The following is a 16,050-nucleotide window of genomic DNA, read 5'->3' as shown; positions in this document are numbered from 1 at the left end:
GCCTCCTCCTCGCATCCCCCGGCGGAGTCATGAGGCGGCGGCGAGCTCGCGCCACAGATGCGCGAGCGTCGCGGCGCCGCGGACGAGCATGCGCAGATCGATGCTCTCGTCGCTCGCATGCCAGTGGTCTTCGGGCAGCCCTGTACCGAGGAAGATCACCGGGGCGGCGAGTTCCCGGGACAGCAGCTCGGCCGGCCCTCCCCCGGCATTGCCCATCCTCCCCTGGATCGGTCGGCCGTACCCGAGGGCGAGAGCGCGCTCCAGCGCATCCCGGTACGGCCCCGGAGGAGAGACATACGGCTCCTGCGCGATGTCCTCGTCGACCTCGAGACGGTACGTCGCCTCGGGGGGCATGACGTCGGCGATGAAGGCGCGGAGAGCGTCGGCGACGTCATGGTTGCGCTGGTCGGCGACGGTCCGGATGCTCAGCGAGGCCATGGCCTCCCGCGGAATGACGGAGCGCTCGATGCCCTCCGGGTCACCGGCGAGCAGCGAGATCACCTCGATGGCCGGGCGCACCCAGAGGCGCTCCTTCGGCGTGAAGCCCTCCTCCCCGACGATGACCCTGGTCTCGGTGCGCCGCGCCCAGTCATCCGGGTCGAACGGCACCGCCTCCAGCTCTGCCGCACGCTCCTCGCTGAGCGGCGGCACGTCGTCGTAGAAGCCGGGGATCGCGATGCTCCCGTCTTCGGCGTGCAGCTGCGCGAGCACGCGGGACAACACCAGCGCGGGGTTCACCGTCACGCCCGACGCGGCACCGCTGTGCACGTCCCGGTCAGGGCCCTGCACCGTGAGGGTCGCCGTGAGCGTCCCGCGCATGGTGGTGACCGGGGCCGGGGAATCGACCTCCCACTGGAGGGTGTCCGAGAACACCACGAGGTCGCACGCGAACCGTGCGGGGTCTCCCTCCAGCAACCCCTGGAGGTGAGGCGAGCCGATCTCCTCTTCGCCGTCGATGAGCAGCTTGAGGTGCACCCCCGCATCAGGTCCGTCCGCGGCGGCGAGCGCGCGCTGGGCCCAGACGTGCGCGAGCGCCTGGCCTTTCGCGTCCGACGCACCGCGACCGTAGAGCCGCCCGTCGCGGAGCACCGGAGTGAAAGGCGCCGTCTCGCTCCACTCTTCCGGCTTGGCGTGGCGGACGTCGTGGTGTGTGTAGAAGAGGACCGTCGGCGCTCCCGGCGCGCCCGACCGCTCGGCGAACACGGTGATCGCGTCACCCGCCGACAGCAGCGTCGTCGTGAAGCCGGCATCGCGTAGCTCTCCGGCGATCCAGTGCGCAGACCGCACACCGTCAATGCGACGCTCGGGGTCCGCGGACACGGAGGGGATCCCGACCCAGGCCGACAGACGCTCGACCATCTCGTCGACGTGGGACCCGAGGAAGGCGCCGATCGCATCCTGCGCTGCCGCCGTCTCCTCCGTCATGGAGGACAGCCTGCCCGGAGGACCGGTTCTCCGGACGGGGCTTGACGCCGTCGCGGCGCACCCGCTAACGGTCGTCGCGGCGCAGCGGGCCGAGAGTGATTGTCCCAGGCGCTTCCGGGTTTGGAAAGGGCCTGAGTGGATCGGCCGACCGGGCGTTGCATGGCCAGCCCATCCCCAGAAGAGAAAGGCTCGATATGTTCTTCCATCGACAGGAGCTCCAATTCTCCGCGACGCCCGAGGCCCCGGACGCCGTGTACGCCCGCAAGCTGCAGGAGGTCCTCGGCGGGCAGTACGGCGAGATCACCGTCGCCCTGCAGTACCAGTTCCAGGCGTGGAACATGCACATCCCCGGCAAGTACCGCGACCTCGTCTTCGGCATCGGGGCCGAGGAGATGGGCCACGTCGAGATGCTCGCGGTCATGATCGCGCAACTCCTCGAGAAGTCCCCGCTCGGCATCACGGAGGACGCCGTGCAGGACGACCCGACGGTCGCCGCGATCGTCGGCGGTACGGACGTGCAGCAGGGCATCGTCGCCGGTGCCGGCGCCCGCCCGGTGGACAGCAACGGCAACCCGTGGCAGGGCTCGTACATCACCGCGAGCGGCAACCTCCTCGCCGACTTCATGGCCAATGCGAACGCCGAGATGCAGGGCAGGGTGCAGGTCGCCCGGCTCTGCCACATGACCGACGACCACGGCGTGCGCGATCTGCTGAGCTTCCTGCTGGCGCGCGACACCATGCACCAGAACCAGTGGCTCGCCGCCGCGGAGGAGCTGAAGGCCGAGGGCGCCGAGAAGCTGCCCGTGCCCAGCAACTTCCCGCTGTCCAAGGAGCACCGCGACGTGTCGTACCAGTACCTCAACTTCAGCGACGGTCCTGCCGCCGCGGAAGGCACATGGGCATCCGGACCGACGCCGGACGGACATGGCGAGTTCAGCTACCACGAGGGCCCGACGACCACGGCCGAGATGCCTCCGCCCACCCACCCCGACGCGCGCTTCTACGGCACGACCGAGCTGCCGAACGTCGTGGAGAAGGTGGCCGGCGCCGCGCAGGACGCGCTCCACAAGGAGTGAGATGCCGCCATCGGTCTCGCGGAAGGGGCGGTCGCCGCGCACACGCGCACGGCGGCCGCCCCTCGACGCACAGATGGTCGTCGTCACCGGCGGCTCCCGCGGCATCGGCCGGGAGGCGGCCCTCGGCTTCGCGCGAGCGGGGGCATCCGTCGTCCTGCTCGCCCGCGGTGAGCAGGCGCTGACCGAGACGGTCGAGGAGATCGCCGCGGGAGGCGGGGACGTCCGCGGGATCGTGTGCGACGTCTCCGACCGCCGGGCCGTGCAGGACGCGGTCGACCAGATCACGCACGCGTTCGGGCGGATCGACACCTGGGTCGGCAACGCGGGCGTGCTCCTCTATGCCCCGGTCGCCGACACCTCACCGGAGGAGTTCCGTCGCGTCCTCGACATCAACGTCATCGGACAGCTCAACGGCGTCCAGGCGGCACTGCCGGCGCTCCGGCGTTCGGGAGGGACGATCATCGTCGTGAGCTCGGCCGAGGCCGTGGTGGCGCTGCCGTGGCACGGCGCGTATGCCGCCTCCAAGCACGCACTGGAAGGAGCGATCGACGCGCTGCGCCGTGAACTGCGTGCCGAGCGCGCGCCGGTCACGATCACGGTGGTCCGACCCGCCGTCATCGACACACCGATCTACCGTCATGCCCGCAGTCGGATGGCGTTTCGGCCGAGCGGGCCGCATCCGCATTACCGTCCGCGGTCCGTGGCACGAGCGATCCTCCATGCCGCCGTGCACCCCGCACGCACCACCCACGTCGGTGGCGGCGCTCTCCTGCTCACCGGGCTCCAGCGCGTCACGCCGGGCGTGCTCGATGCCGCCCTCGGCCGGTTCGGTCCGCGGATGATGCACACGGCCGACGCCGCTCCGGCGCAGTTCGGGAACCTCGTCGGTCCGCTCCGCGACACCGACCAGCGCGGCGGGCTGCCGCACCGCGGACGCGGCAGCGTCAGCACCTGGCTGCGGGTGCACCCGGGGTGGCGGACCGCAGCGGTCGTCGCCCTCCTCGGCGCGGTGCTCTCGCCCTGGCGCCGCTCGCGTCGCCGACCGCCTACCTGACCGGGTCGACGCGGCGCAACTCCCTCGTGCCGGTGCATCGGCGCGGATACCGTCGAGGCACACGGTCTCCGGCAGAAGGGAACTCCATGCTCCTCGGCATCCTCAGCTCCTCCGCGGACAGAAGCCTCGGGGCCGGGGCGCGCCGATGACGGCGCGCTTCACGGTCGAGCCGTGGGCCGTCGGCATCGAGAGCGTCGACCCGGCCCATCTCGCGCAGGAGGAGTCCGTCTTCGGTCTCTCCAACGGCCACATCGGCTGGCGGGGCAATCTCGACGAAGGCGATCCGCGGGGTGTGGCGGGCAGTTACCTGAACGGCGTGTTCGAAGAGCATCCGATGCCGTATGCGGAGGACGGATACGGCTACCCCGAGACGGGGCAGACGGTGATCAACGTGCCGAACGGGCAGCTCATCCGCCTGCTGGTCGGCGACGAGCCGTTCGACGTCGAGCACGGGACCGTCCATGCGCACACCCGCCGCCTCGACCTGCGCGAAGGCACCCTGCATCGGGAGGTGGACTGGGAGTCAGCGGAGGGACGTCGGGTGCACATCAACTCGACCCGTCTGGTCTCCCTGGAGCACCGGTCGCTGGCCGCCGTGCGCTACCGCGTGCAGGCGCTCGACGCTCCGCTCGCGGTGACCGTGCTGTCCGAGGTGCTCGCGAACGAGCCGCTTCCCGTGACCCATGACGATCCGCGGGTGCAGGAGCTCCTCGCCCGTCCGCTGGAGGCCGTCGCTGCATCGGAGCGCGGCGCGCGGAGCACGCTGTTGCACCGCACCCGCCGCAGCGGTCTGCGTGTGGCGGTGAGCGCGGACCATCTCGTGCAGATCTCCGGAAAGAGGACGCCGGAGGTGACGACCGAGGTGGACGACGATCTGGCGCGCACGCGCATCCGCGTCGACCTCGCCCCCGGCGAGGAGCTCGAGGTCGTCAAGCTCGTCGGACACGAGTGGTCGGCGTCCCTCGCACCGCAGACGCTGCGTGACCGCGCGGAGGAGGCCGTGGAGGAAGCGGCTCGCCTGGGGTGGGACGCGCTCGTGGCGGGACAGCGCGCCGTCCTCGATCGGTACTGGGAGTGCGGCGACGTCCGTATCGAGGGCGATGCCCGGCTGCAGCAGGCCGTGCGCTTCGCGCTGTTCCAGGTGTTCCAGGCGTCGGCGCGCGCCGAGGCTCGATCCGTGCCGGGCAAGGGTCTCACCGGCTCGGGCTACGAGGGCCACACATTTTGGGACTTCGAGGCGTTCGTGCTCCCCGTGCTCACCTCGACCGCTCCGGATGCCGCGCTCCAGGCACTGCGCTGGCGGCATGCGACGCTGGATCACGCCAGGGAGCGGGCGCGCACGCTCGGCCTGCGCGGCGCGTCCTTCGCCTGGCGCACGATCGACGGGCGGGAGAGCTCCGGATACTGGCCGGCGAGCACGGCGGCCTTCCACATCAACGCCGCCGTCGCGGGTGCGGTGATGCACTACGTCCGCACGACGGGTGACCAGGACTTCGAGCGGGAGGCGGGCACGGAGATCCTCGTCGAGACCGCGCGCCTCTGGGTGTCCCTCGGGCGCCGGGACGACGACGGCGGCTTCCACATCGACGGGGTCACCGGGCCCGACGAGTACACCGCCGTGGTCGACGACAACGTCTACACCAACCTCTCCGCCCGCCGGAACCTCCGCGGAGCCGCGGCAGCCGTCCGGCGGCATCCGAACGTCGCCGCCCGCCTCGGCGTGGACGACGACGAGATCTCCGCGTGGGAGGCCGCCGCCGACGGCATGACCGTGCTCTACGACGAGGAGCGGAAGGTGCACCCGCAGTCGGCGGGGTTCACCGCGCACGCCCGGTGGGATTTCGACGCCACCGGCCCCGACGACTATCCGCTGCACAGTCACTTCCCCTACTTCGACCTCTATCGCAAGCAGGTGCTGAAACAGGCCGACCTCGTGCTGGCGCTCTACACCGCGCACGAGGAGTTCACGTGGGAGGAGAAGGCCAGGGCGTTCGCCTACTACGACGCCCTCACCGTGCGTGACTCCTCGCTCTCCGCGGCCGCGCAGGCCGTGATCGCCGCCGAGGTGGGCCATCTCGAGCTCGCATCGGCGTACCTCGCGGAGCTCGCGGCCCTCGACCTGGACGATCTCCACGGCAACACGGACGAGGGACTGCACATCGCGGCCCTCGCCGGCATCTGGACGGGAGTCACGGCCGGCTACGGCGGCATGCGGGAGGGAGACGACGGCCTGTCCTTCCGGCCGCAGCTCCCCGACGGGGTGACCCGTCTCGCGTTCGGGGTGCGGCTGCACGGCTGCATCCTGCACGTCGACATCACGCCGGCGGAGACGACCTACCGGCTGAGCGCTGGCGAACCGGTGACGATCCGGCACGCGGGCGAGGAGCTCGTCCTGCACGCCGGCGTTCCGTCGAAACTGCCGACGCCGGACCGCGTCGAGCCGCTCACTCCGGCCCCGGTGCCGCCGCGCTGGCGGGAACCGGGACGACCGCGCGCCGGCGACTGAGGCGGCATGCGGTGCGTGTGCCATATCGAGGCGGGTCAGCGCAAGGCCCGCGGCGATGTCGGCCGCCCGCCGTAGTGTGGAGCCGTGCCTGATTCCCCCCACCCCGCATCGGATGTCCTCTGGGCGTGCGTCGAGGACGGCTTCCATGTCGGAAGCCGCGGCGGAGACTTCCTCGGCTACGTCGACCGTCAGCCCGACGGCCGCTTCGCCGCGTTCTCCGCGTCCGCGCAGCCGCTCGGTCTGCACGCCACGTTGAGCGACGCGACCACGGAGGTCGTCGCCCACGCCGGCCCCTCGGAGGGCGACGCCGCCCTCGGCGCTCCGGAGCTGGTGCAGGGGTGACGGCGGCCAGGGCCGACGGGCTGCTCCGCCTCGTCTACACCAGCACGGCGGCGCAGCCGTTCCGGGAGACCGCTCTGGAGCAGCTGCTCGAGCAGTGCCGCCGGTCGAACGCGGCCCGCGACATCACGGGCCTCCTCCTCTTCCGCCAGGGGCGCTTCCTCCAGGTCCTCGAAGGACCGGTCGAGGCCGTGCGCCGACTCGTCGACGCGATCGCCGACGATCCGCGTCACCGCGCGATGCGCATCCTGCTGGAGACGCCGATCACCGCCCGGCTCTTCTCCGATTGGTCGATGGGCTATCGGTCGTTCCGCACGGGGAGCACCGCCGCCCCCGCGGGCTTCCGCGACTCCTTCGACGACCTCGTCGACGGCGCGGACGCCTCCACGATGGAGCGCGCCCTGTTCGAGCTCACCCTGTGGTTCCGCACCCGCTCCGGCGCTGCGGTTCCGATTCCGACCGCGAGCGACGAGGGTTCCTCCCTCCGGGTATGAGCGGGCCCGCGGGCGGACCGGAGCCGTCGCTCATCCAGCAGCGCATGGCGCTGGAACGGCGGCGGAACTGGGGCGTCTACGCGATCGTGTTCTCCTCGGTGATGACGGTCGGCTGGACGGTCGCGTTCCTCCTGGATGCGCCCGCCGGGTTGTGGCGCGTTCTCAGCATCATCGTGTTCGCCGCCGGGATCGTCGTCGGTATCGTCGAGACTCGCCGCGCGAGGCGCGCGCTCCGCGCGTTCGAGGATCGCCATGGGCCGGACGCGGGTGTACGGCGCTGAGCCGTCGCACGTCAGCGACCGAGACCGATGCTGAAGCCGCCCGAGAACAGCACCGCGCCGAGGCCCACGACGGCCATGCCGACCAGGAGCACCCACGCGACAGCGCGGACCCCGCTCCGCCCGTGGCGCGATCCGGACGTGAGAAGCAGGACGACCGTCGACACGAGCAACAGCCCGCCGAAGAGCAGGGCCGGGGCGACACGGACGTCCGGCGTGGGGCAGGGGAACGCGAGGGCGCACACGGTCGGCACTCCCTGAGCCAGCCAGAGGAGCAGCCATGTCACGAGCACGACGACGACCGCCGGCAGGGCTCTCCTCAGGAGCCGCGGTCGACTCGTCTCTGCCTGCTGCATCCCACCACTCTCCCAGGCGAACCGAGTGGGATCCAGACCTCGCTCCGGCCGCGGGTTCGGCGGACTTAGGAGAAGAGCTGGCGCAGCGCGTCGGGGTCCCCGGCGTCGACCACCTTCTGGATGGCCTCGATGGTGGCGGGGTCGGTGAACATGCCCGCCAGCGTGTCGTTCCAGATCGCACGCACGCCGTCGATGTCGCCCGCGTCGACCGCGAGACCCGCCGCGGTCATGGCGTTCTGGTAGGCGATCTGTGCGAATCCGGCCTCGGCGTCCAGCGGGCTGAAGTACGGCACCCAGGGCGAGTCGGGATCCGGGGTGAGCCAGAGCACCTGCCCCGGGGAGAGATCGCGCACGTGATTCAGCAAGGCGAGGGACGGGTAGGCGCAGAGCCGTTCGGCGATCACCGCCTCGACGTCGCCGGGCGCGACCGTGTACGTCACGACATGACCGTCGTCATCGAGGGTCACCTCCCCCTGCGCGAACTCCCTAGCGCCGAGGTCGACGAGCGGCTGCCGACGCTCCCACCGCCAGTCGTCGGTGTAGCTGACGACCTCGGACATCCGGACGCAGCGGTCCGTCGTGGTCGGCTCCGGTGCCCCCGCCGTCACGGGCTCGGGCTCGGGCTCGCGGATCGCGGGCGGGGATGGAGCACTCGACGTGTCCCCGGTTCCCTCCGCGGCGCACCCGACCAAGAGCAGTGCCACCACCCCCACGGACGCGAGCGCTGCCGTTCGTGCTGTCGATCGAGACATCGCCCGCCTTCCGATATGCCGGAACCTATCAGTCGTCGAAGCGGAACTCCACTCCGTCACGTCCTGCATCATGATCATCGAGGAAGACGGTCCCACGAACCTCACATCCAATGGCGGCGAGGTCCGTGATCAGGCTCGCATTGACACCTTCGTCGTCGCCCGTTGAACGTGCGGTCACGTCAAGAAGCCACGTCGTCCGCTGAGAGGTCAGATACTCGGGCTTGTACGCTCGTCCTGCTCGGCCGGACCGGGTCTGTTCGCCGATGTTCGCAGCTTCGGTGGGTTCGAGCCGGAGCGAGGCGGTGATCTCCGCGACAGTGCGCGACTCGCTGTAGATCGCCAGCGTTGCTCTGTCGTGATCGATCATCGCTCTCCGAATACCTAGTTGTTGAAGCGGAACTCCACGACGTCGCCGTCCTGCATGACGTAGTCCTTGCCCTCCAGGCGCGCCTTGCCCTTCGCACGGGCTTCCTGCACGGAACCGGTCTCCACGAGGTCGTCGAACGACACGATCTCGGCCTTGATGAAGCCCTTCTCGAAGTCGGTGTGGATCACGCCGGCGGCCTGCGGGGCCTTCGATCCCTTGGGGATGGTCCAGGCGCGGGCCTCCTTGGGGCCGGCGGTGAGGTAGGTCTGCAGACCGAGCGTGTCGAAGCCGATGCGGGCGAGCTGGTCGAGGCCCGACTCGTCCTGTCCCGTCGAGGCGAGGAGCTCGGCGGCGTCCTCGGGGTCGAGGTCCTTAAGCTCGGACTCGATCTTCGCGTCGAGGAAGATCGCCTGCGCCGGCGCGACGAGGGCGGCGAGCTCCGCCTTGCGGGCGTCATCGGTCAGCACGGACTCGTCGACGTTGAAGACGAAGATGACGGGCTTGACGGTCAGGAGCCCGAGTTCGCGGATCGGCTCGAGGTCGAGGCCGCTCGTGGAGAGCAGGATCCCGCGCTCCAGGGCGTCCTTGGCGGCCTTCGCGGCTTCGAGGACCGACGGGTCGATCTTCTTGCCCCGCACCTCCTTCTCGTACCGCGTGATCGCCTTCTCGACGGTCTGCAGGTCGGCGAGCATGAGCTCGGCGTTGATGGTCTCCATGTCCGACGCCGGGTTCACGGCACCGTCCACGTGCACCACGTCGTCGTCGGAGAACCCGCGCACCACCTGGGCGATCGCGTCGGCCTCGCGGATGTTCGCGAGGAACTGGTTGCCCAGCCCCTCCCCCTCGCTCGCCCCGCGCACGATGCCGGCGATGTCGACGAACGACACGGCGGCGGGCAGGATGCGCTCGCTCCCGAAGATCTCCGCGAGCTTCTGGAGCCGCGGGTCGGGAAGGTTCACCACGCCGACGTTCGGCTCGATCGTCGCGAACGGGTAGTTCGCCGCGAGCACGTCGTTCTTGGTGAGAGCGTTGAAGAGGGTGGACTTGCCGACGTTGGGCAGGCCGACGATTCCGATAGTGAGAGCCACGGGGTATGAGTCTACCTGCGCTGTTCTCCCCCACCTCACCCTCGCGAGGGCAGGCGCCCACGCGGAGTCAGGCGGCAGGGTGGGAAAGTGCCTGATGCGGCGCGGACGCCTGTTCAGTCGCGGACCGCGCGGAAGGCCCTCGTCACATAGGGCACCTCGATCACACCGTTCCCGCGCAGGCCGAGCTCGTCGAACAGGGCGTCCATCTCGCGGCGGATCCGTGCCTTCTCGGCATCGTCGGCGGTGATCACGGCGCTGCGGGACGCGGCCATACGATGCAGGAGCTCCCGCGTCATGGGGCGCGACCACTCCCAGCGCTCCTGCGCCAGGGCGCCGAAGGGCTCCGCCACCACGGGGTCGCCCGCGGCGAGCATGATCTCGGCGTTGCTGCCGTGCATGATCTCGGTGAGCCGGCGCACCCAGTCCACGCGCTCGTCGCGGAGGTTCCAGACGAGCCCGAGCACACCGCCCGGGCGCATCGCGCGACCGATCTCCGCCGAGGCGGCGACCGGCTCGACCCAGTGCCACGCCTGGCCCAGCACGACGGCGTCCACGCTCGCGTCCGGAAGCGGCAGTGCCTCGGCGGTCCCGACGAACGTGGGCACCCCGGGAACGGCGTCGCGAAGGGCCGCGAGCATCGCGGGGTCCGGATCGATCGCCACCACCTCGGCATCCCCAGCCGCGACGAGCGCCCGCGTGAGCTTGCCGGTACCGGCGCCGACATCGGCGACCCGCCGCGCACCGTCCGCCATCGGCTCCAGCATCCAGGCGACGGCCTCGAAGGGGTACTCGGGCCGTCCGGCCTCGTAGCTTCCGGCCGCCGCGCCGAAGGATCTCGCGAGTTCGTCCGCCATGTGGCCAGCATACGGCGAGCCTGCACAGCGACGTCGGAGCCCCGGGAGAGAGTGAGGACGTGCCACTGGACTTCACTGCGATCGACTTCGAGACCGCGAACTCCAGCCCGGCCTCCGCGTGTTCCGTGGGACTCGTGCGGGTGCGGGACGGGGAGGTCGTCGCCACCGCGAACTGGCTGATCCAGCCTCCGCCCGGCCACGACGAGTTCCAGGAGTGGAACGTCCGCATCCACGGCATCCGCCCTGAGCACGTGCTGTCGGCGGCGACGTGGGTCGATCAGTTCGACCGTCTGTGCGGCTTCGCGGGTGCCGACGTGCTCGTGGCCCACAACGCCGGCTTCGACCTGAACGTCCTGCGGCGAGCGACCGAGGTCACCGGTCAGATCTGTCCGCCGTACCGGTCGCTGTGCAGCCTCCAGGTGGCGCGGAAGACCTACCAGCTCGACTCCTACCGTCTGCCGCTCGCCGCCGCGGCGGCCGGATACGCCGAGTTCTCGCATCACGACGCGCTGGCGGATGCCCTCGCCTGCGCCCAGATCATCGTGGACGCGGCCGCGCGGGCCGGAGCCGCGGATGTCTTCGCGCTCGCCGATGTCCTCGGCCTCCGCGTGACCGAGCCCGCCGTGCCGGCACTGGAGCGCGCCGTCGCCTGACGCACCTCGCGTCCTCCCGGCGATGTCGGACGCCCCCGGCATCATGGAGCCATGGATGCCCTGTCGATCGTTCTCCTGCTCGTGGCCCTCGCCGCGGGCGTCGCTCTCGGGTGGTTCCTGCGAGCCGGTCGCAGCGCCGCCGACATCGCACGCACGCAGGCGGAGCTGGCGGCCGCGCGAGACGACCGCGATCGCCAGTACGACCTCTACCGGGACGCCGTCGAGCACGCCCGCTCCGAGCAGCGGGCGGAGGCTCAGCGCGTCCAGCAGCAGAACGCCGTGCTGCAGGCTCTGGCGCCGGTCCGCGAGAGTCTCCAGCAGATGCAGTCCAAGGTCGCCGCGATCGAGAGCGAGCGGCAGGCACAGTTCGGCACGCTCGCCGAGCAGCTCCGGCGCGCCCAGGAGTCGGATGAGGCGCTCCGCGCGACGACCGAGTCACTGGCGGGTGCGCTGCGCTCCACGTCCACGCGCGGCGTCTGGGGCGAGACCCAGCTGCGGCGCGTCGTCGAGGCGGCGGGGCTGACCAGACACGTCGACTTCGACCTCCAGGCGACGATCACCTCCGACCGCGGCCAGGGGCGCCCCGACATGGTCGTCCGTCTCCCGGGGGGCACGTCGATCGCCGTCGACGCGAAGGTTCCCCTCGACGCCTACCTCGAGGCCTCGGCGCTCCCCCTCGGCGACGCCCACGAACCCCAGCGTCGCGCCCACATGCAGAAGCACGTCCGCGCCGTCCGCGCCCACGTCGACGCCCTCGCCAAGAAGGCCTACTGGTCGGGCCTCGACGCGAGCCCCGAGTTCGTCATCTGCTTCCTGCCGAGCGAGTCGCTGCTGGCGGCAGCCATCGACGAGGATCCGACGCTGCTCGACTACGCGTTCAGCCGCCGCGTGGCCCTCGCCTCCCCCGTCAACCTCTGGGCGGTCCTCAAGACGGTCGCCTACACCTGGACCCAGCAGGAGGTGTCCACCGAGGCCCGGAGTCTGCTCGCGCTCGGCACGCAGCTGTACGAGCGCCTCGGCACACTCGCGGGTCACGCCGACGACCTGCGCCGGGCGATCGAGCGCACGGTCGACAGCTACAACCGCTTCGCAGGATCCCTGGAGTCCCGGGTGCTCGTGACCGCCCGGCAGTTCCCCGGCGTCGATGCGGAGGCCCTGGCGCCGGCGTCGCCGATCACCGCGGACGGGCGGCGCTTCACCGCTCCGGAGCTCCTGGCCCCGACCGAGGCCGGAGAGGCCGCCGATGCGATGCAGGCCGACGTCGGCGAGGTACGCGCGCGTCTCGACCACGCCGCCGCGCTCCGCGACCGGGAGCAGTGACGACGGGAGCGACCGGATCCTCCGACCGCGGGAGCGTCAGGCGACGCCGGGCACGCCGCTGAGCAGCAGGATGACGAGGCCGCTCGTCGCGAGGAACGCACCGATCATCCACCAGGCGCTGACCTCGTGCCCCTCGGCGCGACGGACGCGGAACAGCACGTCGGCGCGGCGAGCCGGATCGACGGCCGGCTGAGCGACGGGTGCCGGCGGGGCCACGGCGGCCGCTTCGGCATCGGCACTCACCCGGAGGATGCGTCCGGTGTTCGTGGTGATGATCTTCGTCGGCGCGGCGCTCTTCGAGCCGGTCGTGTGCTGCGTTGTCATGCGTTCGCCCTCCTGTGCCTGCGGTGCCTGGCGGCTCCGTCGACGGCGACAAACCCAGTGACAATTGTGACACGGCGGCTCGCCGAACCGGGCCCGACCCGTGCAGGAGGCGATACCGGGTCGGTAACGATGGCGAGAGTCCTCCCCGCGATCATGCCGGCAGAAGAGCCGTCACAGCCACTTCGAGACGAGGTGCTCCGACGCGATGCGGCGCAGGGTGCCGGAGGCTCCGCGCAGGACCACGCTCTCGGTGTACACGTAACCGCGCTCCCGCCGGACGCCGGCCACGAGCTGGCCGTCCGTGACCCCGGTCGCGACGAAGATCGTGTTGTTCCCCTGCACGAGGTCGTCCGCCTCGTAGACCTTGTCCATGTCGAGCCCCGCGTCGATACCGCGCTGGCGCTCGTCGTCATCGCGCGGCCAGAGCCGTCCCTGGATGTGGCCGCCGAGGGCCTTGATCGCACACGCGGTGACGATGCCCTCGGGGCTGCCGCCGATGCCGACGCACATGTCGGTGCGGGCGTCGTGGCGGGCGGCGTTGATGCCACCGGCGACATCGCCGTCGCTCATGAGACGCGTACCGGCACCGGCGTCGCGGATCTCCTGGATGAGCTGCTCGTGCCGCGGGCGGTTGAGCACCGAGACGACGATCTCGTCGACCGGCTTGTCCAGCGCGCCGGCGAGCTTGCGGATGTTCTCGCCGATGGGCAGGCGGATGTCGACGACGCCGACACCGGCGGGCCCGGTGACGAGCTTGTCCATGTAGAAGACGCTGGAGGCGTCGAGCATCGTGTCGCGGTCGGACACGGCGATCACCGAGAGCGCGTTCTGCCGACCGGCCGCGGTCAGCGACGTGCCGTCGATCGGGTCGACCGCGATATCGCACAGCGGGCCGCGTCCTGTGCCGACGACCTCGCCATTGAACAGCATCGGGGCATTGTCCTTCTCGCCCTCGCCGATCACCACGCGGCCCTGGAAGTCGACCGTCCCGAGGAACGCCCGCATGGCGTCGACGGCGGCGCCGTCGGCAGCCTCCTTCGCACCGCGACCGATGAACGGAACGGCACGGATCGCCGCCGCCTCGGTCGCGCGCACCAACTCCATCGCGAGGTTACGGTCGGGACGCAGCGGGCTCAGGTCGGCAGTCAGACTCACCATGATCCCCAGCCTATCCGCGAGCAGGGGATCGATCGGCTCGTTTTCCGCCTCTGAGCGAGGAAGAAATCGCAGTTCTTAACACCACCGAAGGACAGCCCCCGCCGGCGCGCGACTCCTCCTGCCGAAGCCGGACACCCGCCCCGATAGAGTGGCAGCTGTCCCGGCTTCACCTACCGCAGGAGTTCTCATGCCCGTCGCCACCCCGGATCAGTACGCCGACATGCTCGACCGCGCGAAGGCAGGCGGCTTCGCGTACCCCGCGTTCAACGTCTCCAGCTCGCAGACGATCAACGCCGTCCTCCAGGGTCTGACCGAGGCCGGCTCCGACGGCATCATCCAGGTCACCACCGGTGGCGCCGACTACTTCGCCGGTCACACGGTCAAGGCCCGGGCGACCGGCGCCCTCGCCTTCGCCCGCTACGCCACCGAGGTCGCCAAGAACTACCCGGTCACCGTCGCCCTGCACACGGACCACTGCCCGAAGGACGCTCTCGCGGGCTTCGTCGAGCCGCTCATCGCCGCCTCGGAGGAAGAGGTCAAGGCCGGCCGCAACCCGATCTTCCAGTCCCACATGTGGGACGGCTCGGCCGTGCCGCTCGCGGAGAACATCGAGATCGCCAAGGAGCTGCTCCCCCGCATGAAGGCCATCAACGCCATCCTCGAGGTCGAGATCGGCGTCGTCGGCGGCGAGGAGGACGGCGTGCAGCACGAGGGCTCGAACGAGGCGCTCTACACGACGTTCGCCGACGTGGACCAGGCCGTCCAGGCGCTGGGCCTCGGCGAGCAGGGCCGCTACATCGCCGCGCTCACCTTCGGCAACGTCCACGGCGTGTACAAGCCGGGCGGCGTGAAGCTGCGCCCGGAGCTGCTCGGCGAGATCCAGGCCGAGGTCGCCGCGAAGTACAACACCGGCGAGAAGCCGCTCGACCTCGTCTTCCACGGCGGCTCCGGCTCGACCGATGAGGAGATCGCCCTCGCGGTCGCCAACGGCGTCATCAAGATGAACATCGACACGGACACGCAGTACGCGTACACCCGTGCGATCGCCGACTACATGTTCAAGAACTACGACGGCGTGCTGAAGGTCGACGGCGAGGTCGGCAACAAGAAGCAGTACGACCCGCGCGCCTGGGGCAAGATCGCCGAGTCGGCCATGGCCGCCCGCGTGGTCGAGTCCACCCGCCAGCTGGGATCGTACGGCCAGTCGAAGAGCTGACACCCGCAGACACAGGAAAGGGGCCCGGCATCATGCCGGGCCCCTTTCGTCTGTCTGCACGGGGTCAACGCACCCCGGTCGCCTGGTCGAGGTAGGCGATGAAGGCCGGGTCGCCCATCATCGGCACGACGAGGCAGAACGAGGCGATGCCCAGCGTGATGACGGCTCCGACGAGCGGGACCCACCAGGTGAGGCGGCCACGACGCAGGCGACGGATCGACAGGGCCGCCGTGACGCACCAGCCGACCGCCAGCACGACGGCCGCGATCGTGCCCCACGTGCGGCCCGCGGCGTAGTTGGTGAACTCCCCCTCGATGCCCAGCATCCCCATGGTCTGATTCATCACCGGGACGATGTCGAGGTAGGACAGGCCGGTGACGACGACGTTCACGAGGCCGTAGGCGAGCAGCGCGATCGTCGCGAAGCGGTCCACCGAGGAGGGGCGCGCCGGAGCAGGAGCCGCGGGCGCGGGGTCCGAGACGGGAGCCGACGGGGCGACCACCTCCGCCACGGGCGGCAGCCCCGCGGCCCTCCGCTGCTCCTCGGGCGTGGCGAGTTCTCCGTAGCGGGGGCGCTGGTCGGTCATGCCGCCATGGTATCGGCCGGCGCTCAGCCGCCCGTTCAGGAAAAGGGGGCCCAACCGATAGCGGCCCCGGAGAAGTGGGGACTTCTCGGGGCCGCGGACGGAGAGCGCTGGGGACGCTCCTCATCCCGTTCGGTCGCCGGCGCTGGGGCCGCCATGGGCGATCAGTAGGGCGTTGTCAGCCACTACGCCTTCGATCATAGATAA

General features: G+C 70.7%; 18 protein-coding genes. 9 read left to right on the top strand and 9 right to left on the bottom strand.

The genetic code is table 11. From position 1 onward, the window contains the following. Positions 1-27: 27 nt before the first annotated feature. Positions 28-1,425: a M20/M25/M40 family metallo-hydrolase gene (locus IZR02_RS05305; protein WP_025102912.1), complete on the bottom strand. Its 1,398-nt coding sequence runs from the start codon at positions 1,423-1,425 to the stop codon at positions 28-30. Positions 1,426-1,619: 194 nt separating this feature from the next. Between IZR02_RS05305 and IZR02_RS05300 the strand changes: the two genes are divergently transcribed. The 6 genes from IZR02_RS05300 (at position 1,620) to IZR02_RS05275 (ending at position 7,175) form a co-directional block, all read left to right on the top strand. Beyond that, positions 1,620-2,501: a manganese catalase family protein gene (locus IZR02_RS05300; RefSeq protein ID WP_025102911.1), complete on the top strand. Its 882-nt coding sequence runs from the start codon at positions 1,620-1,622 to the stop codon at positions 2,499-2,501. A 1-nt stretch (position 2,502) separates the two neighbouring features. Then, the gene (locus tag IZR02_RS05295; protein ID WP_025102910.1) at positions 2,503-3,555 is read left to right on the top strand and encodes an SDR family oxidoreductase; all 1,053 of its coding nucleotides are present in this window, start codon (positions 2,503-2,505) and stop codon (positions 3,553-3,555) included. Positions 3,556-3,700: 145 nt separating this feature from the next. After that, positions 3,701-6,061: a glycoside hydrolase family 65 protein gene (locus tag IZR02_RS05290; protein WP_025102909.1), complete on the top strand. Its 2,361-nt coding sequence runs from the start codon at positions 3,701-3,703 to the stop codon at positions 6,059-6,061. Between the two features lie 84 nt (positions 6,062-6,145). Further along, positions 6,146-6,403, top strand: a complete 258-nt coding sequence (locus IZR02_RS05285; RefSeq protein WP_025102908.1) for a hypothetical protein — start codon at positions 6,146-6,148, stop codon at positions 6,401-6,403. Next, positions 6,400-6,894, top strand: a complete 495-nt coding sequence (locus tag IZR02_RS05280; protein ID WP_051582182.1) for a BLUF domain-containing protein — start codon at positions 6,400-6,402, stop codon at positions 6,892-6,894. Before IZR02_RS05285 ends, IZR02_RS05280 begins: the two co-directional genes overlap by 4 nt. Beyond that, positions 6,891-7,175, top strand: coding sequence for a hypothetical protein (locus tag IZR02_RS05275; protein ID WP_025102906.1), 285 nt, complete (start codon positions 6,891-6,893; stop codon positions 7,173-7,175). Before IZR02_RS05280 ends, IZR02_RS05275 begins: the two co-directional genes overlap by 4 nt. An 11-nt stretch (positions 7,176-7,186) precedes the next feature. Here IZR02_RS05275 and IZR02_RS05270 read toward each other — a convergent pair whose 3' ends face one another. The 5 genes from IZR02_RS05270 to IZR02_RS05250 all read right to left on the bottom strand — a co-directional run bounded on the left by IZR02_RS05270 (position 7,187) and on the right by IZR02_RS05250 (position 10,589). Next, the gene (locus IZR02_RS05270; protein WP_025102905.1) at positions 7,187-7,528 is read right to left on the bottom strand and encodes a hypothetical protein; all 342 of its coding nucleotides are present in this window, start codon (positions 7,526-7,528) and stop codon (positions 7,187-7,189) included. A gap of 65 nt (positions 7,529-7,593) precedes the next feature. Next, the gene (locus IZR02_RS05265; protein ID WP_157544441.1) at positions 7,594-8,136 is read right to left on the bottom strand and encodes a hypothetical protein; all 543 of its coding nucleotides are present in this window, start codon (positions 8,134-8,136) and stop codon (positions 7,594-7,596) included. 172 nt (positions 8,137-8,308) lie between these two features. Continuing rightward, positions 8,309-8,647, bottom strand: a complete 339-nt coding sequence (locus IZR02_RS05260) for a hypothetical protein (RefSeq protein WP_025102903.1) — start codon at positions 8,645-8,647, stop codon at positions 8,309-8,311. 14 nt (positions 8,648-8,661) lie between these two features. After that, positions 8,662-9,735, bottom strand: a complete 1,074-nt coding sequence (ychF, locus tag IZR02_RS05255; protein ID WP_062766410.1) for a redox-regulated ATPase YchF — start codon at positions 9,733-9,735, stop codon at positions 8,662-8,664. Positions 9,736-9,848: 113 nt separating this feature from the next. Further along, on the bottom strand, positions 9,849-10,589 hold the full coding sequence (locus IZR02_RS05250; RefSeq protein ID WP_025103959.1) for a class I SAM-dependent methyltransferase: 741 nt from the start codon (positions 10,587-10,589) through the stop codon (positions 9,849-9,851). A gap of 59 nt (positions 10,590-10,648) precedes the next feature. Here IZR02_RS05250 and IZR02_RS05245 point away from each other — a divergent pair, with 59 nt between their 5' ends. Next, positions 10,649-11,242, top strand: coding sequence for an exonuclease domain-containing protein (locus IZR02_RS05245; RefSeq protein ID WP_025103958.1), 594 nt, complete (start codon positions 10,649-10,651; stop codon positions 11,240-11,242). Positions 11,243-11,293: 51 nt separating this feature from the next. Then, on the top strand, positions 11,294-12,562 hold the full coding sequence (gene rmuC / locus IZR02_RS05240) for a DNA recombination protein RmuC (RefSeq protein ID WP_025103957.1): 1,269 nt from the start codon (positions 11,294-11,296) through the stop codon (positions 12,560-12,562). A 36-nt stretch (positions 12,563-12,598) separates the two neighbouring features. On the opposite strand, the gene IZR02_RS05235 is transcribed toward rmuC, so the two are convergent. Together IZR02_RS05235 and glpX are read right to left on the bottom strand one after the other, a co-directional pair. Next, the gene (locus tag IZR02_RS05235) at positions 12,599-12,886 is read right to left on the bottom strand and encodes a hypothetical protein (RefSeq protein WP_025103956.1); all 288 of its coding nucleotides are present in this window, start codon (positions 12,884-12,886) and stop codon (positions 12,599-12,601) included. A 171-nt stretch (positions 12,887-13,057) separates the two neighbouring features. Then, positions 13,058-14,044, bottom strand: coding sequence for a class II fructose-bisphosphatase (gene glpX, locus IZR02_RS05230; RefSeq protein WP_025103955.1), 987 nt, complete (start codon positions 14,042-14,044; stop codon positions 13,058-13,060). 187 nt (positions 14,045-14,231) lie between these two features. Here glpX and fbaA point away from each other — a divergent pair, with 187 nt between their 5' ends. Next, on the top strand, positions 14,232-15,260 hold the full coding sequence (gene fbaA / locus IZR02_RS05225) for a class II fructose-bisphosphate aldolase (RefSeq protein WP_025103954.1): 1,029 nt from the start codon (positions 14,232-14,234) through the stop codon (positions 15,258-15,260). A gap of 64 nt (positions 15,261-15,324) precedes the next feature. Here fbaA and IZR02_RS05220 read toward each other — a convergent pair whose 3' ends face one another. After that, positions 15,325-15,846 (bottom strand): DUF6264 family protein, encoded by a 522-nt coding sequence (locus tag IZR02_RS05220; RefSeq protein ID WP_025103953.1) that lies wholly within the window; start codon positions 15,844-15,846, stop codon positions 15,325-15,327. Positions 15,847-16,050: the final 204 nt, after the last annotated feature.

Source organism: Microbacterium paraoxydans (genome assembly GCF_019056515.1).
Classification (GTDB): Bacteria; Actinomycetota; Actinomycetes; order Actinomycetales; family Microbacteriaceae; genus Microbacterium.
Note: the sequence above shows the minus strand (reverse complement) of the source record. Positions and strands in the feature narration are given on the sequence as shown.